The organism is Vibrio tapetis subsp. tapetis (genome assembly GCF_900233005.1).
GTDB classification, from domain to species: domain Bacteria; phylum Pseudomonadota; class Gammaproteobacteria; order Enterobacterales; family Vibrionaceae; genus Vibrio; species Vibrio tapetis.
Genome location: NZ_LT960611.1, coordinates 3373218 through 3396923 on the forward strand (window position 1 = coordinate 3373218; position 23706 = coordinate 3396923).

The 23706-nt window shown below is 46.4% G+C and carries 19 protein-coding genes, 2 tRNA genes, 2 rRNA genes, 1 pseudogene and 1 riboswitch; of the genes and pseudogenes, 11 read left to right on the plus strand and 13 right to left on the minus strand.

Annotated elements, in window-relative coordinates; genetic code table 11:
• The first annotated feature begins 1 nt into the window (after position 1).
• From VTAP4600_RS15115 to VTAP4600_RS15150, 8 genes and pseudogenes are all read left to right on the plus strand, one after another.
• Complete coding sequence (locus VTAP4600_RS15115; protein ID WP_102523549.1) at positions 2 to 1309, plus strand: D-tagatose-bisphosphate aldolase, class II, non-catalytic subunit; 1308 nt, start codon at positions 2 to 4, stop codon at positions 1307 to 1309.
• Positions 1306 to 2460, plus strand: a complete 1155-nt coding sequence (locus VTAP4600_RS15120) for an SIS domain-containing protein (protein ID WP_102523550.1) — start codon at positions 1306 to 1308, stop codon at positions 2458 to 2460. The genes VTAP4600_RS15115 and VTAP4600_RS15120 overlap by 4 nt, the downstream gene beginning before the upstream one ends.
• A gap of 40 nt (positions 2461 to 2500) precedes the next feature.
• Positions 2501 to 2974 carry a PTS N-acetylgalactosamine transporter subunit IIB gene (gene agaV, locus VTAP4600_RS15125; RefSeq protein ID WP_102523551.1) on the plus strand — a complete coding sequence of 158 codons (474 nt, stop codon included), beginning with the start codon at positions 2501 to 2503 and terminating at the stop codon, positions 2972 to 2974.
• Between the two features lie 14 nt (positions 2975 to 2988).
• Positions 2989 to 3765, plus strand: coding sequence for a PTS N-acetylgalactosamine transporter subunit IIC (agaW, locus tag VTAP4600_RS15130; protein ID WP_102523552.1), 777 nt, complete (start codon positions 2989 to 2991; stop codon positions 3763 to 3765).
• Entirely contained in the window at positions 3755 to 4639 is an 885-nt protein-coding gene (gene agaE, locus VTAP4600_RS15135) for a PTS N-acetylgalactosamine transporter subunit IID (protein WP_102523553.1), read from the plus strand. The genes agaW and agaE overlap by 11 nt, the downstream gene beginning before the upstream one ends.
• Before the next feature lie 63 nt (positions 4640 to 4702).
• Positions 4703 to 5137, plus strand: coding sequence for a PTS galactosamine/N-acetylgalactosamine transporter subunit IIA (agaF, locus tag VTAP4600_RS15140; protein WP_102523554.1), 435 nt, complete (start codon positions 4703 to 4705; stop codon positions 5135 to 5137).
• Positions 5127 to 6322 (plus strand): annotated as a pseudogene (nagA, locus tag VTAP4600_RS15145) (N-acetylglucosamine-6-phosphate deacetylase). Before agaF ends, nagA begins: the two are co-directional and overlap by 11 nt.
• Complete coding sequence (locus tag VTAP4600_RS15150) at positions 6313 to 7167, plus strand: tagatose bisphosphate family class II aldolase (RefSeq protein WP_102523556.1); 855 nt, start codon at positions 6313 to 6315, stop codon at positions 7165 to 7167. Before nagA ends, VTAP4600_RS15150 begins: the two are co-directional and overlap by 10 nt.
• Before the next feature lie 155 nt (positions 7168 to 7322).
• On the opposite strand, the gene tsrA is transcribed toward VTAP4600_RS15150, so the two are convergent.
• Together tsrA and VTAP4600_RS15160 are read right to left on the minus strand one after the other, a co-directional pair.
• Positions 7323 to 7607: an H-NS-like global regulator TsrA gene (tsrA, locus tag VTAP4600_RS15155; protein ID WP_102523557.1), complete on the minus strand. Its 285-nt coding sequence runs from the start codon at positions 7605 to 7607 to the stop codon at positions 7323 to 7325.
• A gap of 101 nt (positions 7608 to 7708) precedes the next feature.
• Entirely contained in the window at positions 7709 to 8896 is a 1188-nt protein-coding gene (locus tag VTAP4600_RS15160; protein WP_102523558.1) for a multidrug effflux MFS transporter, read from the minus strand.
• A 113-nt stretch (positions 8897 to 9009) separates the two neighbouring features.
• On the opposite strand from VTAP4600_RS15160, the gene VTAP4600_RS15165 reads away from it, so the two are divergent.
• Complete coding sequence (locus VTAP4600_RS15165; RefSeq protein WP_102523559.1) at positions 9010 to 9963, plus strand: LysR family transcriptional regulator; 954 nt, start codon at positions 9010 to 9012, stop codon at positions 9961 to 9963.
• A 90-nt stretch (positions 9964 to 10053) separates the two neighbouring features.
• Positions 10054 to 11850: an aminopeptidase P family protein gene (locus VTAP4600_RS15170; protein ID WP_102523560.1), complete on the plus strand. Its 1797-nt coding sequence runs from the start codon at positions 10054 to 10056 to the stop codon at positions 11848 to 11850.
• Between the two features lie 78 nt (positions 11851 to 11928).
• Here the strand turns inward: VTAP4600_RS15170 and thiH are convergent, their stop codons facing one another.
• From thiH to crcB, 7 genes are all read right to left on the minus strand, one after another.
• A complete protein-coding gene (gene thiH, locus VTAP4600_RS15175; RefSeq protein WP_102523561.1) occupies positions 11929 to 13041 on the minus strand; it encodes a 2-iminoacetate synthase ThiH in 1113 nt (370 codons plus the stop codon).
• 3 nt (positions 13042 to 13044) lie between these two features.
• Complete coding sequence (locus VTAP4600_RS15180; protein WP_102523562.1) at positions 13045 to 13806, minus strand: thiazole synthase; 762 nt, start codon at positions 13804 to 13806, stop codon at positions 13045 to 13047.
• 1 nt (position 13807) lies between these two features.
• Positions 13808 to 14014 carry a sulfur carrier protein ThiS gene (gene thiS, locus VTAP4600_RS15185; protein ID WP_231897813.1) on the minus strand — a complete coding sequence of 69 codons (207 nt, stop codon included), beginning with the start codon at positions 14012 to 14014 and terminating at the stop codon, positions 13808 to 13810.
• A gap of 30 nt (positions 14015 to 14044) precedes the next feature.
• A complete protein-coding gene (locus VTAP4600_RS15190; RefSeq protein WP_102523563.1) occupies positions 14045 to 14794 on the minus strand; it encodes a HesA/MoeB/ThiF family protein in 750 nt (249 codons plus the stop codon).
• Entirely contained in the window at positions 14784 to 16019 is a 1236-nt protein-coding gene (gene thiE / locus VTAP4600_RS15195) for a thiamine phosphate synthase (RefSeq protein WP_172443165.1), read from the minus strand. Before thiE ends, VTAP4600_RS15190 begins: the two co-directional genes overlap by 11 nt.
• Positions 16016 to 17962, minus strand: a complete 1947-nt coding sequence (gene thiC, locus VTAP4600_RS15200; protein ID WP_102523565.1) for a phosphomethylpyrimidine synthase ThiC — start codon at positions 17960 to 17962, stop codon at positions 16016 to 16018. Before thiC ends, thiE begins: the two co-directional genes overlap by 4 nt.
• Positions 17963 to 18083: 121 nt before the next feature.
• Positions 18084 to 18203, minus strand: a riboswitch (TPP riboswitch).
• Between the two features lie 64 nt (positions 18204 to 18267).
• Complete coding sequence (gene crcB / locus VTAP4600_RS15205; protein WP_102523566.1) at positions 18268 to 18651, minus strand: fluoride efflux transporter CrcB; 384 nt, start codon at positions 18649 to 18651, stop codon at positions 18268 to 18270.
• A 230-nt stretch (positions 18652 to 18881) separates the two neighbouring features.
• Here crcB and VTAP4600_RS15210 point away from each other — a divergent pair, with 230 nt between their 5' ends.
• Positions 18882 to 20057 (plus strand): MFS transporter, encoded by a 1176-nt coding sequence (locus tag VTAP4600_RS15210; protein WP_172443128.1) that lies wholly within the window; start codon positions 18882 to 18884, stop codon positions 20055 to 20057.
• 69 nt (positions 20058 to 20126) lie between these two features.
• Here the strand turns inward: VTAP4600_RS15210 and VTAP4600_RS15215 are convergent.
• From VTAP4600_RS15215 to VTAP4600_RS15230, 4 genes are all read right to left on the minus strand, one after another.
• A tRNA-Trp gene (locus VTAP4600_RS15215) sits at positions 20127 to 20203 on the minus strand.
• A 64-nt stretch (positions 20204 to 20267) separates the two neighbouring features.
• Positions 20268 to 20344 (minus strand) — tRNA-Asp (locus VTAP4600_RS15220).
• Between the two features lie 67 nt (positions 20345 to 20411).
• A 5S ribosomal RNA gene (rrf, locus tag VTAP4600_RS15225) occupies positions 20412 to 20527 on the minus strand.
• Positions 20528 to 20712: 185 nt separating this feature from the next.
• A 23S ribosomal RNA gene (locus VTAP4600_RS15230) occupies positions 20713 to 23604 on the minus strand.
• Positions 23605 to 23706: the final 102 nt, after the last annotated feature.

Below are 23706 nucleotides of genomic sequence, written 5' to 3' on the forward strand. Positions count from 1 at the left end.
GATGAAAGCGCTTATAGATTTAATTCAACAGCATAAACAAGGACACGCGAGCGGTATCTACGCAGTGTGTTCTGCGCACCCTTTAGTTTTGGAAGCTGCGCTTACTCAAGCAAAAAATGATGACCAATTGGTGTTGATTGAAGCTACATCCAATCAGGTCAACCAAGACGGCGGCTATACCGGAATGCAACCACAGGCCTTCGTTGATTTCGTCTACAACCTAGCAGACTCAATGGCGTTCGATCGTAATAAAATTCTACTTGGTGGTGATCACTTAGGCCCAAACTGCTGGCAAGCGCTTAGCGCCGAACAAGCCATGGCAAAGTCCGATATTTTGATTCGTGATTACGTACTGGCTGGTTTTCGCAAGATACATCTCGATTGCTCGATGCCGTGCGCCGGTGACCCAACACCACTCACGGACGAAATAATCGCGCAACGCGCAGCAAGGCTATGTGACATTGCGGAACATGCATGGCAACAAGCTGGCGGCGAAGCACCCGTTTACGTTATTGGCACAGAAGTTCCAGTTCCCGGCGGCGCGCAACATGATATGGAAGACACACTAGCAGTAACGACGCCAACTGCGGCCAAAGACACCATAGATGCTCATTATCAAGCGTTTCAATCCTTTGGTTTGACTCAGGTATGGTCACGAGTGATTGGTTTGGTCGTTCAGCCAGGCGTTGAGTTTGACCATCACAACGTGGCTCACTACCAACCAAACAAAGCACTGAAGTTATCTGAGTTTATTGAAAGCCAACCGCACATGGTGTTCGAAGCTCACTCAACAGATTACCAGTGCGACTCAGCGTACCAGCATTTGGTGCATGATCACTTTGCAATATTAAAAGTGGGCCCTGCACTCACGTTTGCTTTGCGTGAAGCCTTGTTTGCACTAGACCGAATCGAACAAGAATGGCTTGGCAGCCATCAAGCGTCTCACTTGCGTGCAACGTTAGAACAAGTCATGCGAGAACAACCCAATTACTGGCAGAGCTATTACCAAGCCAGTGGACACCAACAATATTTAGATTGCGCGTACAGCTTAAGTGACCGAATTCGCTACTACTGGCCGCACCCTCAAGTGCAACAAGCCTTAAGCGTGATGATGGACAATCTCACCAATAATCCTGCGCCTATCACTTTGCTGAGCCAATACATGGCCAATCAAGCTAAGGCCGTCATCGCTGAACACATTATCAACGATCCAAAACAACTCATCATTCACAAGGTAATGGAAGTTACCCAAGTTTACGCGCAAGCCTGTTATTTCAATGCGCTGGCGCCTAAGGAGACCGTATTATGAACAATTACTTAGGCTATTCTGATGCTTGGCTATCTGAGAAGAATGGTATTCATACCGCTCAAGAAATTGAACATCAGCCAAAGCTGTGGCGCAATCTAGCGACCCAATTAGAGCAAAACAAAACCGACATTGACGCGTTTCTCACGCCTATTTTTGCTAAAGATGGCTTACGTATCGTACTTACTGGTGCAGGCACTTCTGCATTTGCTGGCGCGGCATTGGCTCCGTTCTTAAGTTCGAAAATTGGTTTTCACGTAGAAGCAGTAGCCACAACAGACATCGTTTCTAACCCAGAGCAATATTTGGATCCGAGCCGCCCAACTCTGGTTGTGTCATTTGCACGCTCTGGCAACAGCCCTGAAAGTGTCGCTGCAGTGCAACTTGCCGATCAACTAGTCACAGATTGTTATCACCTATTCCTAACTTGTAATCCGGAAGGCGCACTAGCAATACACGCACAAGAAAGCGATAACGCCTTATGCGTCAACATGCCAGAAGGGTCTAACGACAAAAGCTTTGCCATGACCTCCAGCTTCACTTGCATGTTGATGTCGGCACTTCACCTCCTTTGCCCACAACCAACCGAGAAATTTCAGCAGGCAGTAGCGCATATTGCCCGCCTATGCGAAAGCAAATTAACGCAATGGCAACAAGCAACCAAACAACTGGCGGCGCTCCCGTACCAACGTCTTATTGTTCTAGGTAGCGGCGGCTTTGCCGGTCTAGCTCAGGAAGCTTCGCTTAAGTCTCTGGAATTAAGTGCTGGCGTAGTGACGACAAGTTTCGATTCATCTTTAGGCTTTCGCCATGGACCTAAGTTCTCTATCAATCCAGAAGCCTTAGTGGTTCAGTTCTTTTCTAGCGATGAATACACCCGATTGTATGACCTCGACCTGTATCACGAACTACGCCAAGACGGCCAAGCAATGGGCTTAGTGGCGCTGACGGAGCAAGCGCTTGACGGCGAACACGTATTCGAGCTGGGACACACAGGTCTTGATCAAGAGTGGTTATGTTTCCCATACATTATTTTTGCCCAAATGTTGGCATTCGAAAAATCGCTGCAACTGGGTTTTGGCCCTGACAACCCTTGTCCAAGCGGTGAGGTTAACCGTGTTGTTCAAGGCGTCACTATTCACCAATACCAATAATAACTCACTAAATTAACGTGTTTCAAATAAGGAAATCACCATGCCGAATATTGTATTGAGCAGAATTGATGAACGCCTAGTCCATGGACAAGTTGGGGTGCAATGGGTTGGCTTTGCTGGCGCAAACATTGTGGTCGTAGCGAATGACGAAGTCGCACAAGACACCATCCAGCAAAACTTGATGGAAATGGTCTTGGCAGAAGGGATCGCCATTCGATTCTGGAGCATCCAAAAAACCATCGACACCATCAATAAAGCCGCAGACAGACAAAAAATTCTACTGGTCTGTAAGAGCCCGAAAGATTTCCGCCAGCTCGTTGCAGGCGGTGTACCGATTAAAAACATTAACGTTGGCAACATGCATTTTGCTGACGGTAAGAAACAGATTTCTAAAACGGTTTCTGTTAATGCGGAAGACGTGGATGAATTCTCGCAACTAAAAGCACTGGGGGTCACCTGCTCGATACAAGGTGTGCCAACCGAAAGTGCAACTGACATCTTTACCCTACTTTAAAAAGGAACAAAGTTATGGATATAGGATTTATGCAAGCAGCAATGCTCGGCATTCTTGCTTTCTTCGCTGGGTTAGACCTGTTTAACGGGTTAACCCACTTTCACCGCCCCGTGGTGTTAGGCCCGCTAGTGGGCTTAATCCTTGGTGATCTGCAAACCGGTATTTTGGTTGGTGGTACGTTAGAGCTGATTTGGATGGGCCTTGCCCCTCTTGCAGGAGCACAGCCACCAAACGTGATCATCGGCACCATAGTTGGTACCACATTCGCGATCACCACCAAAGTTGAGCCAAACGTCGCGGTTGGCGTGGCTGTCCCATTTGCTGTTGCGGTACAAATGGGCATTACTTTGCTGTTCTCGGCCATGTCTGCCGTGATGTCAAAATGTGATGAATACGCTGAGAATGCCGACACAGATGGCATTGAGAAGATTAACTATTTTGCTCTGTCTGTTCTTGGGGTTTTCTACTTCTTATGTGCGTTCTTGCCAATTTACCTAGGCGCAGAACACGCCGGCAACATTGTACAGACCTTACCAAAAGAACTCATAGATGGATTAGGTGTTGCGGGCGGCATCATGCCAGCGATTGGTTTTGCTGTTCTGATGAAAATCATGATGAAGAACGTTTACATCCCTTACTTCATCTTAGGTTTCGTTGCAGCGGCATGGTTACAGCTACCCATTCTCGCTATCGCTTGTGCGGCAACGGCTATGGCTGTTATCGACTTCATGAGAAAAACCGAACCTGCACCTGTTACTGCACCAGCTGAGGACCTTGAAGATGGAATCTAATGTAAGCAATGAAATTGATGTTCGCCGCCTCAACACTGAAGTGCAGCCTGCTCCAGGTGTCTCTGATGACGAATACGAAAATAAGGAAGTCGGCGTTGAGTTGACTAAATCTGACATTAACCGCATGGCATGGCGTTCTCTGTTACTCCAAGCCTCGTTTAACTACGAAAGAATGCAAGCATCGGGTTGGCTCTACGGCATTTTACCTGCGTTGAAAAAGATTCACCCGAACAAAGCCGACTTAGCCAAGTCAATGAAAGGTCACATGGGGTTCTTTAATACGCACCCATTCCTAGTTACGTTCGTGATGGGCATTGTACTGGCGATGGAAAGCTCTAAGCAGAACATCAACAGTATTCAAAGTACCAAGATTGCCGTTGGTGCCCCTATGGGCGGTATCGGTGATGCAATGTTCTGGCTAACGTTGCTTCCTATATGTGGTGGTATTGGCGCCGACCTTGCTCTTCAAGGTTCCATTATGGGCGCGGTGTTCTTCTTCGTACTGTTTAACGTTGTGCACTTCGGGCTTCGCTTTGGTCTGGCTCACTATGCCTACCGTATGGGGGTATCGGCCATTCCGCTAATAAAAGCCAACACTAAGAAAGTCGGCCATGCCGCTTCTATCGTTGGTATGACGGTAATTGGAGCCTTGGTTGCCACGTATGTTCGCTTAGCAACCACAGCAGAGATCACCGCTGGTGATGCCGTCGTGAAACTGCAAGCCGACGTTATCGACAAACTGATGCCTGCGTTCTTGCCATTGGTCTACACCTTAGCGATGTACGCCTTGGTGAAACGTGGCTGGAGCCCACTTCGTCTGATTGTTATCACGATGACATTGGGTATTGCGGGTCGCTTTATGGGCTTCTTGTAAGCCTGAACTCAACATTGTTTCAGTAGTAATGGGGCTGATATCCAGCCCCTAAAAGGAATGAATATGATCGCAGTAATTTTATCAGGCCATGGTGGCTTTGCGAGCGGCATTGAGCAAGCGATTCACCAAGTGATTGGCGAACAAGAGCAGTTCAGAGCCATTGATTTTCCTGCAGAGATGACCACCCCGCAACTTGAAGCGGCGATGCGTACAGCCTTGTCTGACATTGATACGGGCGAAGGTGTGGTGTTTTTCACTGACTTGCTTGGTGGTACGCCTTTTAGAACCGCTTCATTACTGAGCCAACAACAAGACAAGATCGAAGTATTAACGGGAACCAACTTACAAATGGTTGCTGAAATGCTGCTAGAACGAGATGAATTGTCATTAGTCGAATTTCGTAGTCAGGCACTGACTTGTGGGCACCGAGGCATGACAAGTCTTCATGATGAACTTAGCAAGTCCCATCAACAGGAAACCGTTGAAGATGGAATCTAACCTACAACACATTAGAGCTGGCCGTGTTCTTGTTGATCAGCAATGGCAGCACGACTGTATCGTTAGCTTTGACGAACTTGGCATTATTCGCTCAATTCAAGCAACGAATAGCCCTGATGCGCGACCAACTATCACGACGTGGGCAATGCCATGTTACTACCAGGCTTGGTTGACTCTCATGTGCATGGAGCAAATAACAGCGATGTGATGGATGCAAGCCACGCCAGTTTGGAAAATATGTCGACTTACTTTGCCAAGCATGGTGTCACGGCTTTTGTTGCGACAACAGTTACCGCTCCAGTCGACAAGATAAAAAACGCATTAAGACAAATTGGCAAGAGTCGTACGGCAGGCCTTAGTGGTGCAGAGTTATTAGGGGGTTATTTAGAAGGCCCTTACTTTACCGCAAGACACAAAGGCGCTCATCCTGAAGCTTGGTTCCGTGAACTCGATTGTGAAGAATTAGATAACTGGATTTCCTATTCAGACAACAGCCTGATCACCGTCGCGCTAGCACCGGAAAAAAACAATGCAGCACAAGCGATTAAACATCTTAAACGCAACAACGTTAAAGTCATGCTTGGGCATACAGACGCAAATTCAGAGCAAGTAGAAGCCGCATTCAACGCGGGCGCTGATGGCATAGTGCATTGCTACAACGGCATGCGCGGATTACACCATAGATACCCCGGAGTGGTTGGTGTCGGCCTTTGTCATCCTAACAGCTATGTCGAAATAATTGCAGACGGTATGCATGTTCACCCGACGGCCATTGATGTGGCTCATCGCTGTTGTGGTGAACGTCTAACGTTAATTACCGATGCAATGCAAGCTGCAGGGATGCCAGATGGCACCTATCAGCTTGGTGAATTTGAAGTACAAGTGAACCGCGGTGAAGTACGCACTCCTTGCGGTAGCCTCGCTGGCAGTACCTTACATTTACTTCAAGCCGTTCTGAACCTAAGTAAATGGCTCAATCTGCCATTGGAAAAAGCGTGGATGTATGCCTCGAAGGTACCCGCTCAATCTCTCAGCCTAGAGAACCAAATAGGCACCCTCTCAATTGGCAAGCGCGCTTCAATGGTTGCGCTTGATGAACATCATTTAGTTTTGAACACATGGGTAAACGGCAAACTCGTATTTTCTGCCAACCCATCTCGTTGCCCGGAGGCACTATGTATCTGATTTCTTCTCGTGAAATGTTAAAACGCGCTCAACTTGGTGGCTATGCGGTTCCGGCCTTCAATATCCATAATCTTGAAACAGTACAAGTTGTTGTTGAGACCGCCTCAGAAATGGGTTCCCCTGTTATCCTCGCGGGTACACCAGGTACCTATGATTACGCGGGCACCGACTATCTCATCAGTATTTGTAAAGAAGCCGCACATAAGCACTCGATGCCATTGGTGTTACACCTAGATCACCACGAATCTTTCAGTGATATCCAACAAAAAGTTCAGCATGGTATTCGCTCAGTCATGATTGATGGTTCACACTTTGCGTTCGACCAAAACATAGAAACCGTTCGCCAGGTTGTACAGTACTGCAATCGCTTCGACGCAAGTGTAGAAGCTGAGCTTGGTCGACTTGGCGGTCAAGAAGATGACCTTATTGTTGATAGCGCTGATGCACTGATGACCGACCCCGGAGCCGCGGCTGAGTTTATCCGTCGTACAGGGATAGATTCTTTGGCCGTTGCGATAGGTACCGCCCATGGTATGTATAAGGCTGAACCGAGGTTGGACTTTGAAAGACTGGCTAAGATCCGAGATGTCGTCGATATACCACTCGTTTTACACGGTGCGTCTGGTGTTCCAGATGCCGCAGTAAGACGCTGTATCGAGTTGGGAGTCTGTAAGGTTAACGTTGCAACTGAGCTGAAAATAGCCTTTGCCGATGCCGTAAAACTGCATTTTAAAGAAAACCCTGAAGCCAACGACCCACGCAAATACATCGTACCTGGGAAAGAAGCGATGAAGAAAGTCGTGATGGATAAAATCCGAGTTTGCGGCAGCGAAGGAAAGATATAGTTTCGATCACCTCCCCCCTATAGTTTGGTGACAATGGGCAGCGCAAGCTGTCCATTTTTTTGCTCTTAACCTGAAATCCATTTAGACAATAAAAAAGGTCAGCATAATGCTGACCTTTAAATATCTTTGCGTAAACGCATTTTGTTCTTTCATACTTATCGATTTTCGATAAACGCCTTTAGCTCTTCTGCAGAGATGCCTTTTTCGGCTAACTCATCAGCAATGCTTTGGACTTGCTCACCTTTACGAGATTCGATGACTTTTTGAAACTGATAAACGATATCTCGCAAATTAGCCAAAGGCACCTGTTTCGCCGCACTACGAATTCGCTCTTCGCTTTGGTTACCAAGCTCCTGAAGTAATTTACCAAACATTACTTTTTCTGGAGACTCTTCTAGCTGCTCTAGCCTTTTCGCCATTTCATAAGTCGTCAAAGACATGGTTGTAGTATTCGCTTAATTTAAGGGAGATAAGGAGACAATAATACACCTCTTTATGCGAATGGAAAACAACCAATATTACTTTGTACTTAAGTTAGATTTTAAGCGATCGATTCGCTATGCCAACGCTTTCCTAATTGACTCAATAAAACGATGAGCCCTGGAGCGAGTAACCACATATGCAGAGCTATCATTACATGTGGAGTAAAATCCAGTCTTTGCATTGTACCAACAATCAGACCCGCACCACTCATTTGGAAAAGCCCCAACAACGCAGCAGCAGTACCAGCTTTATCACCAAATGGCGCCAAGGCTTTGCCAGCCGCTCCACCCATAATAAAAGCAAAGCCAACAGAGGAAAGGAAAATAGGTACCATAAATGCCCAGGCTGTTTGAGAGCCCATCAAAGCCAGCATCAAAGTCCCTGAGAACAATAATGACACAATCCCGACCAATAACATTTTGTGGGTGCCAAACTTGTCCATCAATCTTGGAGCGATTAGGCAACTAACGATATTAACCACAGCATTAACGCCAAACCAAAATGTAAAGGCGTTCATATCTAAACCAAGATCCCCCATTAAGACGACAGGTGCAGACGTAACATACGCCAGAATCACAGCCATGCCTAACATGCACAGTGACGCATGAAAAACGAAGCTAGGGTGTTGCAATACCTGCCAGTAGCGCTGGGGTTTAAACAAGGCTTCCTTTGAGGGCGCTGGGTTCGTTTCCTTCATACCCATCATTAAAACAATACCAACGATGAGAGCAAAACCGCCCATGAAACTAAAGTTACTGCGCCAGCCAAACTGCTGAGTTAGCCAAGCCCCTAAGATTGGAGCTAAAGCAGGAATGAAGCAAATCGCCCCATTAAGGTAACTGATCATTTTGCCACTTTTTTTCGGGCCAAATAGATCGCGAACTGTCGCAAAGGCTGCTACCGATGTTGCACATGCACCGAGGCCTTGTAGCAGTCTGGCAATGAGCATCCATTCAATAGATTGAGCGGCCCACGCCAAGCAAGCACTCAATCCATAGATGACCACGCCACCCAATGCAACAGTTCGACGTCCGTAACGGTCTGCCATTGGGCCAGCAAAGAGTTGCCCTATACCCATAGCAAACAAGAACCATGTAATTGTATCCTGAGCCAACGTATGTTCCACGTGAAACGCCTGTGCCATGGTAGGCAATGCTGGCAAGTAAATATCGATCGCCAACGGGCTAAACAGTACAAGTAGCACCAATAAGGTAAGCTGGAGTTTAGTAGGGTTCGTGGTTTGCATAATGGCTCTATTAATTTCTGGATGACATATCTCTGTCGCAGAGTTTATGATGAAGACAACATGAATGGAAATGGCATATCCTCATCCCAGATATTCCAAATAGGAATTTCACAATGAATATCGAGCAACTTGGTCGAATTGACCTCAATTTATTGGTTTGTCTTAATGTCTTAATTGAAGAGCTAAACGTAACGAGAACCGCATCTCGCCTTTGCTTAACGCAATCTGCCGTCAGTAAATCACTAGCAAAGCTGAGAGAGCAGTTTGACGACCCTCTTTTCTATCGCACATCTCATGGATTAAAGCCCAGCCCAAAGTGTTTATACCTTAAGCCGAAACTGGAAGCCTTAATCTATCAACTCGAATCCATCACTCAACCTGAAGCTTTTGATCCAGAAACATCAACACGTCGGGTTCACATCGCTTTAGTCGAAAGTGTTTACCCCCTGATTTTGCCTCACTTTCTGCCTGATATATTTCATCAAGCACCGAGATTAAAAATCAACACTCACAGCTGGTCTTTAGAAACATTTAAACAGCTTCAATCAGGTGAGATGGATTTAGGTATTACTGGCAAAGACATTAACCTGAACGATGCCGCGATGACGATGCTACCGCCTAAGGACATATGCTGGCAGGAGATCTATCGCGATGTTCAGGTTTGCCTCGTCCGCAAAGGGCACCCAATCCTTGCCAAACCATGGGATCTCAACGCCTATCTAGCCGAAAGGCATGTGCAAGTCCGTTGCGACGGTAACGACCGCTGGTTACTGGACTTCCGATTAGCAGATGTAGGGCTTGAGCGTGACATCGCAATGTATGTACCTGACTTTAACAGCGCCGCTAATCTGTGCTCGTATACAGACTTTATCTTTACTGCACCACGACACTTTTGCCGCTACATAGAGCAGTTCTTAGATCTTGTGGTTGTGCCGTTACCAACCGATCTTCCGCCAATGGCTTACACGCTGTTTTGGCACAAGGACAGGGACCAAGATCCAGCCTTAACGTGGATACGAGAACTAATAAAAGAAAAGACTAACCACTTGAGCCAAGAACCGCTATAAATCCATTGCGAGTACGAAAAAAAAGCGCTAGCTTGTACGCAGTCCAACCACAGAGTTCGGATGTACAACACTAATAAGGACAGTAATCACATGCACAGTACTATTACACAAAAGGTTGAATCCCTTAGAAATTGGCTTATTGAAAATCAATACGACGCATTAATCATTCCTCATGAAGACGAGTTTTTAGGTGAGTACATCCCGGCTCATAATGAACGGCTTCACTGGGCGACAGGTTTTACGGGTTCAGCAGGTGCTGCGGTCATTACTCAAGATCGCGCAGCCATATTTGTTGATGGTCGCTATACTGTGCAGGTAACAAAACAAGTTCCAAGTGAGACATTCGAATACTGCCACCTAATTGAAAACCCACCGATTGACTGGATTTGCAGTGAATTAAAGCAAGGTGCCAAAGTAGCGGTTGACGCACGAATGCACTCAGCTAATTGGCTTAGCAACAGCCAACAGAAGCTGACCGATAAAGGCGAGCTTTGTATCCTTGGTAGTAACCCTATTGATGTTCTTTGGCATGACCGTCCTGAAGCCAAATTTACTGACGCTTCTTTGATGAGTGAGGAAAAATCTGGGCTTTCAAGTACCGCCAAGCGACATCAAATTGCCAAAGAGCTGATCGAGCGAAAAGCCGATGCTGCTTTACTGACTCAGCTCGATTCTATTTGTTGGTTGTTGAATGTCCGAGGCTTAGACGTTTCAAGACTTCCTGTACTGCTATCCCACGCCATCATCTACAACACGGGTAATGTCGACTTCTTTATTGATTCAACCCGACTGCCTGCTGAATTCGACCAGCACGTTGGTAATGGTGTTTCAGTCTTCGCTCCTTCTGAACTAGAAGCACGACTGACCACAATGACCGGCAAGCAAGTACTTGTTGACCCCGCTACCAACAACGCGTGGTTCACATTAGTTCTACAAAATTCCGGCGCCGAATTGATTGAAGCGGCCGACCCATGTTTGTTAATCAAAGCGGCTAAAAACCCAGTAGAATTAGCGGGAATGAAAGCTTGTCATATCCGTGATGGTGCTGCGATGACTAAGTTCTTGTCGTGGCTAGACAGTGAAGTTGATAACGGCAAGCTGCACAACGAAGCACATCTCTCAGACACGCTTCAAGGGTTCAGAGAAGAAGATCCTACGTTAGTAGACTTAAGTTTTGATACTATTTCAGCTGCTGGCGGTAACGCTGCAATGTGTCATTACAATCACAATGACCAACCTCAACCAGGTCAGCTTTCATTGAATAGCCTCTACCTTGTCGATTCAGGCGGCCAGTACCCTGATGGTACAACGGATATCACCCGTACCATCGCTATTGGTCAACCTAGTGATGATATGAAGCAGCAGTTTACCTTGGTTCTTAAAGGTCACATTGGCCTGACTACTGCGTTGTTCCCTAAAGGCACAACCGGCCATCAGCTTGATGTACTCGCCCGTCAGCCTCTATGGTCACAAGGCTATAATTACGATCACGGCACTGGCCATGGTGTGGGTCACTTCCTCAGTGTTCACGAAGGGCCACAACGAATTGCTCCCGCAGTGAATACGGTCGCGCTACTTGAAGGCATGGTTCTTTCTAATGAGCCTGGCTACTATCGCGCAGATGCATTTGGTATCCGAATTGAAAACTTGGAAATCGTAAAAGAAGTGGCGACTAACGGCGATATGTCGATGCTTGGTTTTGAGTCTTTAACTCGTTGCCCGATTGATAAGCGTTGTATCAACGTTAACATGCTAACTCGACCAGAGTTGGAATGGCTAAATAACTATCACCAGAAGGTATGGGATGAAGTCAGCCCACTTGTCTCAGGTGAATCACTGACCTGGCTTAAGCAAGCTACATACGCGTTAGGTTACCCTGAAGCATAGAGCCCCAATAGTTCCTAGCTAAAACAAAGCCACTCTCTTGAGTGGCTTTTTTGTTTCACGTGAAACAGGAAAACGACGTTAACCTGAATAGGCGCTATGCCAGTCCTTCCATACGGGTTCAAAGCCACGGCTCCGAATCGCATCTGCCACACTTGAGGCACTGCGTTCGTCACTAATAGCAAACTGCTCCAAAGCCTCACTGGGTGTCGCATAACCACCCGGTTGGGTTTGAGATGCTGCAGAGATCGTTGTTACCCCTAATGGCAGTACGTTATCCCTAAAGCTTTCTGACTCCCGAGTAGATAGAGACAACTCAACTTCAGGGTTAAGTAATCGGTATGCACAGATAAGCTGAACCAATTGCTTATCACTCATTACTGACTTAGGTTCAATCGAACCTTCACACGGCCTTATTCGAGGAAACGAAATTGAATATCGTGTACGCCAGTATGTCTGCTCTAGATAGGATAGATGACTTGCGACATAGAAACAGTCGGTACGCCACTCTTCCAAACCTATCAATGCACCAATCCCAATCTTGTCGATACCTGCTTTTGCCAACCGATCTGGTGTATCCAGCCTATAATCAAAATCTGTCTTATTGCCACGTAAATGATGTTTTGCATAGGTCGATGGGTGGTAGGTTTCTTGATAAACCATCACCGCATCTAAACCCAGTGTTTTTAGTTCCTGATAACACTCTTGGTCTAGTGGTTGAACTTCCATAGAAAGATAACTGAACTGGCTTTTAATCATTGGCAAAACTTGCCTAAAATAATTCATACCTACTTTCGTTTCGTGCTCACCCGTAACCAATAATAGGTTGTCAAAATTCATCTTCTTTATTGCAGCTAACTCTGGCTCAATTTCGTCTGGATTAAGGGTTTTCCGTTTGATCTTGTTCTCCATCGAAAACCCGCAATAGGTACAGGCGTTGGCACACAGATTAGAGAGATACAAAGGAATATACATTGAGATAGTATGACCAAATCTCTGCCGAGTAGTCAGCATAGATCGTTGTGCCATCTGCTCTAAGTAAGGTTCCGCAGCAGGAGAAATCAGCGCCTTGAAATCTTCTAAATCCAATTTGCTTTTCGCCAAAGCTCGTTCCACATCCCTAGCGTTCTTGCTATAAATTGAGAGCGTAATGCTGTCCCAATCCATTTCCTTAAACTGCTCAACAAAACTCATGACTTACCCCAAAAATGCGGTCAATGGGCTAGAAGCGACCGCTACATTTTGTCTGACAGCCAAACCTGCTTCATAAGCTATGCGGCCTGACTCAACCGCGAGTTTGAATGCTTGCCCCATTGCAACTGGATCCGGCGATGACGCGATTGCGGTATTAACAAGTACTGCATCCGCCCCCATCTCCATTGCGAGTGCAGCATGAGATGGCGCACCAATTCCGGCATCAACAATGACAGGAACAGATGCCTGATCGATAATGATTTCTAAGAAGTCTTTTGAGGCAATGCCTTTATTCGAACCAATTGGCGCACCAAGTGGCATGACTGCAGCGCACCCTACTTCTTGTAGGTGCTTACACAGCACGGGATCTGCATGGCAATAAGGCAATACAATAAAGCCTAGCTCAACAAGCTTCTCTGCCGCCTTCAATGTCTCAATAGGATCCGGCATGAGGTACTTAGGGTCTGGGTGAATCTCTAGTTTCAACCAGTTGGTACCTAACGCTTCGCGTGCTAGTTGTGCTGCAAAAATGGCTTCCTTGGCATTCTTAGCACCTGATGTATTTGGCAATAGATTCACACCGTTCGCGATTAACGGCGCGAGTATGTCGTCATCTTGATGTTCTAAATCAACTCGCTTTAGAGCCATAGTCGCTAACTCTGAACCAGATGCAATAATCGAGGACATCATCGCATCCTGATTCGAGTATTTTCCCGTACCTGTAAAGAGCCTCGAACTGAATTTTTTGCCCGCTATTGATAACATATTAGCCACCTGCTATTGCTTGGAAAAGTGAGATTTCATCACCTTGATTAACACTCACATCACGCCATTGGCCTCGTGGAATTATATCTCCATTAATGGCGAGAGCGCATCCTGAAGATGACAGTTCGAGTTTCTCCAACATCTCTTCGACTAATAGCACACCAGTTAATGCAACTGGCTTGCCGTTGATTACGATTTCAATACTCATAGGGTTCCCAAAATTCTTGTACTTCTCTACCTATTCACAGACAGAACAGGACTTATCTTTGTTAAGCGTTAGGTTCTGCCATTGATTAGTCAGGCCATCAAATACATGCAGTACGTTGGTTCTGCCGTGTTCACCAACTTGTCCAACAAACTTAATCGCCTCCAATGCTTGATACGCTCCCATCATGGAGACCACAGGCCCAATAATTCCGCTCTCAGAGCACGTTTTGGCAGCACCCACGTCTTGAAATGGGAATAAGCAGTGATAACAAGGCGTATCCGGTTGATAATCGAATACGGCAAGTTGGCCTTTCCAACCAATAGCTGCCGCTGAAACCAACGGCGTCTTGGTCTCATAACAAGCACCATTGACTTGATGCCTAGTTCTCATATTGTCACTACAATCAAGGACAACGCCGGCCAGCAAGCACTCGAGCTTTAGCTGTTCACCTTCAAGTGCTTTCTCAATGCTTCGTACCTTGCAGTTGGGGTTTAGAGCCTCAACATACGCTTTAGTTGCGGCAACCTTGCTGGTTCCAATATTGGATGTGTTGTAATGGGTTTGTCGATGAAGGTTACTTTCGTCGACGCTGTCATGATCAGCGATCACTAGTTTTCCAACGCCAGCCCCAGCTAATAAAGGAATCGCAGCGCTACCTAACCCACCACAGCCGATCACAAGTATCGATGCATTGAGTATCTTCGCTTGCGATTCTTCACCAAATTCAGGTACGCCTATTTGCCTTTGGTAACGCAAAAACTCTTTGTCATTAACTGACATCAGATGGTCTCTTTTCGTTCATAACCTGGTTGAACTCAGCGATAACCGCCTTTGGATCACTGCTTAGAGTAATTGCCCGTACAACGGCTAAGCTCGACACACCACACTGCCACACCTCGCTAGCTCGATTTAGATCAATGCCACCTATTGCTACCGTAGGGAAATCCCCAATAAGATCTTGATACAGTTTTAGACGTACCAACCCTTGCGGCTTTGAAGGCATAACCTTAGTCGTTGTAGGATGGATATGCCCCAGTGCTATATAGCTTGGCGAAAGCTGCTGTATCCGCTGAATCTCATAGTAACCATGGGTAGAAAGGCCAAGCCGAATACCTGCTTCCGAAATTGCTTTTAGATCGGCAACTTCAAGATCTTCTTGCCCGAGATGAATACCATAAGCACCATGCTCGATTGCGAGCTCCCAGTAGTCATTAATGAAAACCTGAGCCTTAAACTCTCGCCCCAAACAGATGGCCTTTTGAACCTGTTCAGCTAATTCTGGATGATGTCGATCTTTGATTCGCAATTGTATGGTCTTGATACCTAGCTTCAATAGCCTTTCAATCCAAACAACATCATCAACAACAGGATAGAGGCCTAAACTATCGGCTTCCATGATGGGAAATGACACGGGTTCTGAATTATCCCAGCCAAGCTTTATACCGAGCTCTCGGTCTTCAAGCAGTGGCAATGGAAACTGACTAGGGACTGTCGGCCATGTTTCACGTGAAACATCGGATTGACTGGCTACTCTAGCCAAAATAACCGCATCTTCGATTGGAAAATCAAGCACTATTGAAGCTGCAAGCCAGCTTAAGTGCTTCTCCTTATCGGTCAATGTCTTAAGAGTTGTTACTGATGGAACGGACTTTATTAGCCCGTCAATACGAAATACATCGCTATTGATATTGCCAGTGTTTGCATCAATGGCGATCTGATTATCAACGATCGACTCGCTTCCATAAGTCACCAATAAACTCTTTTCATCTGAGCCATTCATTTGCAGCAACAAGGACATTGCTGCTGCTTCATCTAACGGGCTATCAAACGATACTGATAATCTGAAACACTTATTATCAACTTGGATACAAACGTCGGTCGTTTCACTAGTGCCGACTTCAATGGCACTGGTGTCCATCCCTTGCTCTTCTGCTGCCGACAGACATTGCTTGATAAGCGACGTTAAGTGGCTAAGGTGCGTTGGAATTAGTAACTGATACATTATGATTCTACTGTCTCGGACGGATTTTCTGCCAGCTTATAGAGCTCAGATCCTTGCTCTTTAAACTCTTGGGATTTCTGGCGCATACCTTCCATTGGATCTGCGAGCATTTTGATTTCTATCGCCTGATCCAAGGCCACCTGGTCGGTATCCTTGGCGTATTCACGCACTTCGTGAGAGATCTTCATTGAGCAAAATTTAGGGCCGCACATCGAACAGAAGTGAGCCACTTTGCCTGATTCTTGAGGTAGAGTTTCATCGTGATATGAACGAGCTGTATCTGGGTCTAGAGATAAGTTGAACTGATCTTCCCATCTAAATTCAAAACGTGCTTTAGATAACGCATTATCTCGAATTTGAGCCCCCGGGTGGCCTTTCGCAAGGTCAGCCGCGTGAGCAGCCAGCTTATAGGTAATCAAACCCGTTTTAACATCTTCTTTATTAGGCAAACCCAGGTGTTCTTTCGGCGTTACATAACAAAGCATGGCACATCCGTACCAACCAATTAACGCAGCACCAATACCTGAGGTGATGTGGTCGTAACCAGGAGCAATATCCGTTGTTAATGGACCCAACGTATAGAAAGGAGCTTCATGACAGTGCTCTAATTGCTCGTCCATGTTTTCTTTGATCATGTGCATCGGTATGTGACCAGGCCCTTCAATGATAACCTGAACGTCGTACTCCCATGCGATTTTGGTTAGTTCACCCAGTGTGCGTAATTCAGCAAACTGAGCTTCGTCGTTCGCATCTGCGATAGAGCCAGGACGAAGCCCATCACCCAGAGAAAGTGCCACATCATATTGAGCACAAATCTTACAAATCTCTCGAAAGTTAGTGTAAAGGAAGCTTTCTTGATGATGCGCCAAACACCACTTCGCAATAATAGAACCGCCGCGAGAGACGATGCCCGTCACCCGTTTTGCCGTCATTGGTACGTAACGTAATAACAAACCAGCATGAATGGTAAAGTAATCAACACCCTGCTCTGCTTGTTCGATCAGCGTGTCTCGCATGACTTCCCAGTTGAGGCTTTCCGCAACACCGTTCACCTTTTCAAGGGCTTGATACATAGGCACCGTACCAATTGGTACTGGGCTGTTTCGTAATATCCACTCACGAGTCTCATGGATGTTTCGACCCGTTGATAAGTCCATTACGGTATCGCCACCCCAACGGGTAGACCAAACCAGTTTCTCTACTTCTTCTTCAATTGAAGAGCTAACCGATGAATTACCAATGTTGGCATTAACTTTCACCAAGAAATTTCGACCAATAATCATCGGTTCTGCTTCTGGGTGGTTAATATTCGATGGAATAATTGCGCGCCCTTCAGCCACTTCTTTACGAACGAATTCTGGCGTGATTTCCTTAGGTAAATTGGCACCAAAATTATGACCAGGGTGTTGAATATTAAGCTGCTCATCAGCGTACTTCTGACGACCCATATTTTCGCGAATCGCGATAAACTCCATTTCTGGTGTAATCACACCTTGGCGAGCATAATGCAATTGAGTCACGCATTGACCAGGCTTACCGCGTCGAATCTTAGGTAGATTGCCATAGCGCAAGTCATCTAAGGTTTCATCCTCTAAACGTTGCTTGCTATACACCGAACTTACGTCGCCAAGTAATTCAGTATCAGAACGTTCTTCTATCCAGCTCTCACGCAATTTAGGCAGGCCGCTATAAAGGTCAATATCGTGTTCGGGATCGGTATACACACCAGAGGTGTCATATACATAGATAGGTTCATTTGGTTCAAATATCGGTGCATCTTTACTGCCGCCAACTAGACTATCAGCTAACGATATTTGACGAACAGGTACTCGAACATCAGCTCGATCACCTTGAATATACGTCTTTAGGGAGTTCGGGTAAGGTTGTACAGAAAGAGAATCAATGAAGTTTTTGGCTTCTAGCCTTGCTTGTTTACGACTCGACATAGCATTTTCCTATTTATTATAGAGGGATAAATGCTTGGCGGATTGGTGTTGCAAGAGGTGTTGATGGATCTATGCTCACGCATAAACATCAAAACATAGATACATTAGCGGAATGCCAATGAAAATATCTTCTCCTGTTCCCTTCGCAGGTATTAGCCTGATCAGGTTCAACGGATCCCGTTTTCACGGTCTCAGCTATCATCTCACAATTAAGTAGATGTAAGCACTCCGACAAGTGAAGCCATTATAAGTAAGTTTTCGAGATTTACAAACCCACTATATGCTTAATAGGCGACTAAAGCTGATTAATTTTTCATCAGCAATTGGAAACCTAACCAAGCTGCAGAAACACTTAATGCGACATTCAATAATATGTTTAAACCCATTTTAAAGAATGCTCCTTGCTGCATTAATAGAACGTTATCCATTGAGAAGGTCGAAAATGTCGTTAGAGCCCCAAGAAAGCCAAGACCAATTATTTGCCTCCACGGTTCCGTCGCCAATAGTTCATTCTCAAATGCAGCAATCAGCAACCCCATGGCAAATGAACCAATGACATTAACCGTTAATGTGCCGTAGGGAAAACCTCGACCAAATAAAGACACGCATAATTCTGAAATCAGGTATCTCGAACACGCACCAAATGCCCCGCCTAATGCGATACACCCCAAAACAAAACCCTGTCCCATAGTCACTCTCAATTCACAATTTATAAATTCGGTAATATTACTCGGCCATTTTTAGGAAAATTTTCATTAAAAACGACAACATAATGCCCCATTAACTGAACTAGAAAGTAAAAGTTACAGGAGTCACAAATGAGCAACATTCGTCGCGTAACGCATTTGCACTAGATACCTATAGCTTATCTGCTGCTTGAATGAATGCAACAGTCAATGATAAGAGGAAGGAGAGTCCGATGAGTATTCAGTATAAATTAAGTAAAGCGGCAATTGTTGCCGCCTGTATTTTATCCGCCGCAGGGGCATTAGTTTTTAATGCATTTCCTTTATTCTTAGGAAACATTGCGACTCAATATCAATTTGGTGACGAAGAGTTAGGTTTGTTAGGCGCGGCCTATTTAGGAGCTTTTGCACTCGCCGCTTTATTTGCCCCACTTTGGATGCCACGTGTCGCGTGGAAACCAGCGGCGCTTTTCGGATACGTATTTATTTTAGTTGGTAGCTACTTACTTTCACATGCCCCCGCTGATCAGGTGCACATGATCATGGCAACTATCGGTTTAGGCTCGGGTATCATCTTTACAATTTCATTAGGTGTTCTTGCCGCAGCAAAAAACCCAGATACCGCTTATGGCTGGAAGCTTGTCACCGAAATGGTCGCTGCTGGTTCTTTGATGTTTATCATGACCAGTTTGATCATCAATGAATTTGGCTATCAGGGCTTCGTTGTTGGAATCGTGGTGTTATATGGACTTTCCGCGCTGTCTATTTTCGCACTACCGAAAAACTTCATGGCGACGAGTATAGAAGCAAAGGTAAGTGGCAAAAAATCAAAGTTCAACACTTCCGCTGCGCTCGCAAGCATTGCACTCTTTTTCCAAGCAGGCACATTCTCAGGGTTATGGGGTTTCATGGAACGAATTGGTGAAATTCATGGCGTAGATAAACAGTTAATTGGCACTGTACTCGCTGCATCTATAGCGGCTGGAATATTGGGTGCTCTATGCTGTGTCGTATTAGGACAAAAACTTGGACATCGTAAGCCAATTGCTGCGGGGCTTTTCATTACTCTTGCAACATTGGCCTTACTGGAGTGGAATACGGGGACTATCACGTTCATTGTCGCCGCATGCTTGATTAACGCACTGTTGCAGTTCCTTGTGGCAACTCTCATGGTTTTAGTTACCGATAAAGACCTCACGGGCAAGTATACGGTAATGATGGCCTTCACACTCGCTATGGGGGGTGCAATAGGACCTGGCGTACTAGGAACCATCATTGAAGAGTTTGGTTTCTCAATGGGCTACTTATGGGCTGCATTTTTCACCTTAGCAACAATGATGCTGGTGTTAATGGCAACCAAAGAAGAAAACAAGGCAACAGACGTAAACCTACAAAGCGTAAACGGATAAAAGTCAGCGCCAAAATACCTTTCAACAAACAAAAAAAAGGCTCCAGCATTTCTGCTAGAGCCTTAATTATGGCAGGGGTGGAGAGATTCGAACTCCCAACACGCGGATTTGGAATCCGCTGCTCTGCCAATTGGAGCTACACCCCTAAAACAATATCTAACGTATGTTAGATTCAAAAAACCTCGCTTATAGCGAGGTCTTCTGAATAAGTGGCGGAGTGGACGGGACTCGAACCCGCGACCCCCGGCGTGACAGGCCGGTATTCTAACCAACTGAACTACCACTCCGCAGTGGAATACTCACAAAGTGAGTGTTCATATCTTTAGATTGGTCAATCTAAAGATTAAATTTAAAGCCTGGCGATGTCCTACTCTCACATGGGGAAACCCCACACTACCATCGGCGCTACTGCGTTTCACTTCTGAGTTCGGCATGGGATCAGGTGGGTCCGCAACGCTATGGTCGCCAAGCAAATTTTGAAGTTCGAAGTGCTAAGTTCTAAAAACTAAGTGCTTAAAGACAAGACTTCGGACTTATAATCTGGAAAGCTGTTTTTTGCTCCATACTTCGCTTTTAGCATTTAGTACTTCGCATTTAAATTCTCTACACATTCAATTATGTTCTTGCTTTGAGTCCAATCAAAACCTGGTGTTGTATGGTTAAGCCTCACGGGCAATTAGTACAGGTTAGCTCAATGCCTCGCAGCACTTACACACCCTGCCTATTAACGTTCTAGTCTTGAACAACCCTTTAGGGCACTTAAAGTGCCAGGGAAAACTCATCTCAAGGCTCGCTTCGCGCTTAGATGCTTTCAGCGCTTATCGATTCCGAACTTAGCTACCGGGCAATGCCATTGGCATGACAACCCGAACACCAGAGGTTCGTCCACTCCGGTCCTCTCGTACTAGGAGCAGCCCCTTTCAATTTTCCAACGCCCACGGCAGATAGGGACCGAACTGTCTCACGACGTTCTAAACCCAGCTCGCGTACCACTTTAAATGGCGAACAGCCATACCCTTGGGACCGACTTCAGCCCCAGGATGTGATGAGCCGACATCGAGGTGCCAAACACCGCCGTCGATATGAACTCTTGGGCGGTATCAGCCTGTTATCCCCGGAGTACCTTTTATCCGTTGAGCGATGGCCCTTCCATTCAGAACCACCGGATCACTATGACCTGCTTTCGCACCTGCTCGAATTGTCATTCTCGCAGTCAAGCGGGCTTATGCCATTGCACTAACCACACGATGTCCAACCGTGTTTAGCCCACCTTCGTGCTCCTCCGTTACTCTTTGGGAGGAGACCGCCCCAGTCAAACTACCCACCAGGCACTGTCCGCAATCCCGATAAGAGACCGACGTTAGAACATCAAGCATACAAGGGTGGTATTTCAAGATTGCCTCCACTCCATCTAGCGACGAAGTTTCAAAGGCTCCCACCTATCCTACACATGTAGGGTCAATGTTCAGTGCCAAGCTGTAGTAAAGGTTCACGGGGTCTTTCCGTCTAGCCGCGGGTACACTGCATCTTCACAGCGATTTCAATTTCACTGAGTCTCGGGTGGAGACAGCGTGGCCATCATTACGCCATTCGTGCAGGTCGGAACTTACCCGACAAGGAATTTCGCTACCTTAGGACCGTTATAGTTACGGCCGCCGTTTACCGGGGCTTCGATCAAGAGCTTCGACCGAAGTCTAACCCCATCAATTAACCTTCCGGCACCGGGCAGGCGTCACACCGTATACGTCATCTTACGATTTTGCACAGTGCTGTGTTTTTAATAAACAGTTGCAGCCACCTGGTATCTGCGACTCCTAGTAGCTCCATCCGCAAGGGACTTCACCGCCAAGAGCGTACCTTCTCCCGAAGTTACGGTACCATTTTGCCTAGTTCCTTCACCCGAGTTCTCTCAAGCGCCTTGGTATTCTCTACCCGACCACCTGTGTCGGTTTGGGGTACGATTTCTTATAATCTGAAGCTTAGAGGCTTTTCCTGGAAGCATGGCATCAATGACTTCACAACCGTAGTTGCTCGACATCGTGTCTCAGCGTTAATAACGGTCCGGATTTACCTAAACCATCCGCCTACGCACTTGAACCTGGATAACCATCACCAGGCCCACCTAGCCTTCTCCGTCCCCCCATCGCAATTATAAGAAGTACGGGAATATTAACCCGTTTCCCATCGACTACGCCTTTCGGCCTCGCCTTAGGGGTCGACTTACCCTGCCCCGATTAACGTTGGACAGGAACCCTTGGTCTTCCGGCGAGGGAGTTTTTCACTCCCTTTATCGTTACTCATGTCAGCATTCGCACTTCTGATACGTCCAGCAGCCCTTACAGACCACCTTCAACCGCTTACAGAACGCTCCCCTACCCCGCACACCAAAAGTGTGCAGCCGCAGCTTCGGTTTACTACTTAGCCCCGTTACATCTTCCGCGCAGGCCGACTCGACCAGTGAGCTATTACGCTTTCTTTAAATGATGGCTGCTTCTAAGCCAACATCCTGGCTGTCTGAGCCTTCCCACATCGTTTCCCACTTAGTAGTAATTTGGGACCTTAGCTGGCGGTCTGGGTTGTTTCCCTCTCCACGACGGACGTTAGCACCCGCCGTGTGTCTCCCGGATATTACTTATTGGTATTCGGAGTTTGCAAAGGGTTGGTAAGTCGGGATGACCCCCTAGCCTTAACAGTGCTCTACCCCCAATAGTATTCGTCCGAGGCGCTACCTAAATAGCTTTCGGGGAGAACCAGCTATCTCCAGGTTTGATTGGCCTTTCACCCCTAGCCACAAGTCATCCGCTAATTTTTCAACATTAGTCGGTTCGGTCCTCCAATTGATGTTACTCAATCTTCAACCTGCCCATGGCTAGATCACCTGGTTTCGGGTCTAATTCTAGCAACTGAGCGCCCAGTTAAGACTCGGTTTCCCTACGGCTCCCCTAAACGGGTAACCTTGCTACTAAAATTAAGTCGCTGACCCATTATACAAAAGGTACGCAGTCACCCAACAAGTGGGCTCCTACTGCTTGTACGTACACGGTTTCAGGTTCTATTTCACTCCCCTCACAGGGGTTCTTTTCGCCTTTCCCTCACGGTACTGGTTCACTATCGGTCAGTCAGTAGTATTTAGCCTTGGAGGATGGTCCCCCCATATTCAAACAGGATATCACGTGTCCCGCCTTACTCGTTTTCACTGATTATGATGCGTCGACTACGGGGCTATCACCCTTTACTGCGACACTTTCCAGAGTCTTCGTCTGCATCATTAAAAGCTTAAGGGCTAATCCAATTTCGCTCGCCGCTACTTTCGGAATCTCGGTTGATTTCTCTTCCTTCGGGTACTTAGATGTTTCAGTTCCCCGAGTTCGCTTCACTTAGCTATGTATTCACTAAGAGATGACCGCTTATGCGGCCGGGTTTCCCCATTCGGAAATCGTAGACTCAAGTGGCTTTTACTGCCTTATCTACGCTTATCGCAAGTTAATACGTCCTTCATCGCCTCTGACTGCCAAGGCATCCACCGTGTACGCTTAGTCACTTAACCATACAACCCCAAGAGGTCTTTGTGTATGGCAAACAACCAAGGTTGTCTCTCTATTTTATGAGTGAGAGACGTTCGATTTTGCCGGACTCAAATATGTTTTCA

Bases quoted from the DNA above. Each gene is read 5' to 3' on its own strand.
- crcB (WP_102523566.1), bottom strand. From the start codon at position 18,651: ATGGGACAGGGTTTTGTTTTGGGGTGTATCGCATTAGGCGGGGCATTT.
- thiH (WP_102523561.1), bottom strand. From the start codon at position 13,041: ATGAGTTTTGTTGAGCAGTTTAAGGAAATGGATTGGGACAGCATTACG.
- VTAP4600_RS15170 (WP_102523560.1), top strand. From the start codon at position 10,054: ATGCACAGTACTATTACACAAAAGGTTGAATCCCTTAGAAATTGGCTT.
- VTAP4600_RS15165 (WP_102523559.1), top strand. From the start codon at position 9,010: ATGAATATCGAGCAACTTGGTCGAATTGACCTCAATTTATTGGTTTGT.
- VTAP4600_RS15180 (WP_102523562.1), bottom strand. From the start codon at position 13,806: ATGTTATCAATAGCGGGCAAAAAATTCAGTTCGAGGCTCTTTACAGGT.
- VTAP4600_RS15120 (WP_102523550.1), top strand. From the start codon at position 1,306: ATGAACAATTACTTAGGCTATTCTGATGCTTGGCTATCTGAGAAGAAT.
- agaW (WP_102523552.1), top strand. From the start codon at position 2,989: ATGGATATAGGATTTATGCAAGCAGCAATGCTCGGCATTCTTGCTTTC.
- VTAP4600_RS15190 (WP_102523563.1), bottom strand. From the start codon at position 14,794: ATGTCAGTTAATGACAAAGAGTTTTTGCGTTACCAAAGGCAAATAGGC.
- VTAP4600_RS15115 (WP_102523549.1), top strand. From the start codon at position 2: ATGAAAGCGCTTATAGATTTAATTCAACAGCATAAACAAGGACACGCG.
- agaE (WP_102523553.1), top strand. From the start codon at position 3,755: ATGGAATCTAATGTAAGCAATGAAATTGATGTTCGCCGCCTCAACACT.
- agaF (WP_102523554.1), top strand. From the start codon at position 4,703: ATGATCGCAGTAATTTTATCAGGCCATGGTGGCTTTGCGAGCGGCATT.
- agaV (WP_102523551.1), top strand. From the start codon at position 2,501: ATGCCGAATATTGTATTGAGCAGAATTGATGAACGCCTAGTCCATGGA.
- VTAP4600_RS15210 (WP_172443128.1), top strand. From the start codon at position 18,882: ATGAGTATTCAGTATAAATTAAGTAAAGCGGCAATTGTTGCCGCCTGT.
- VTAP4600_RS15150 (WP_102523556.1), top strand. From the start codon at position 6,313: ATGTATCTGATTTCTTCTCGTGAAATGTTAAAACGCGCTCAACTTGGT.
- thiS (WP_231897813.1), bottom strand. From the start codon at position 14,014: ATGAGTATTGAAATCGTAATCAACGGCAAGCCAGTTGCATTAACTGGT.
- thiC (WP_102523565.1), bottom strand. From the start codon at position 17,962: ATGTCGAGTCGTAAACAAGCAAGGCTAGAAGCCAAAAACTTCATTGAT.
- VTAP4600_RS15160 (WP_102523558.1), bottom strand. From the start codon at position 8,896: ATGCAAACCACGAACCCTACTAAACTCCAGCTTACCTTATTGGTGCTA.
- tsrA (WP_102523557.1), bottom strand. From the start codon at position 7,607: ATGTCTTTGACGACTTATGAAATGGCGAAAAGGCTAGAGCAGCTAGAA.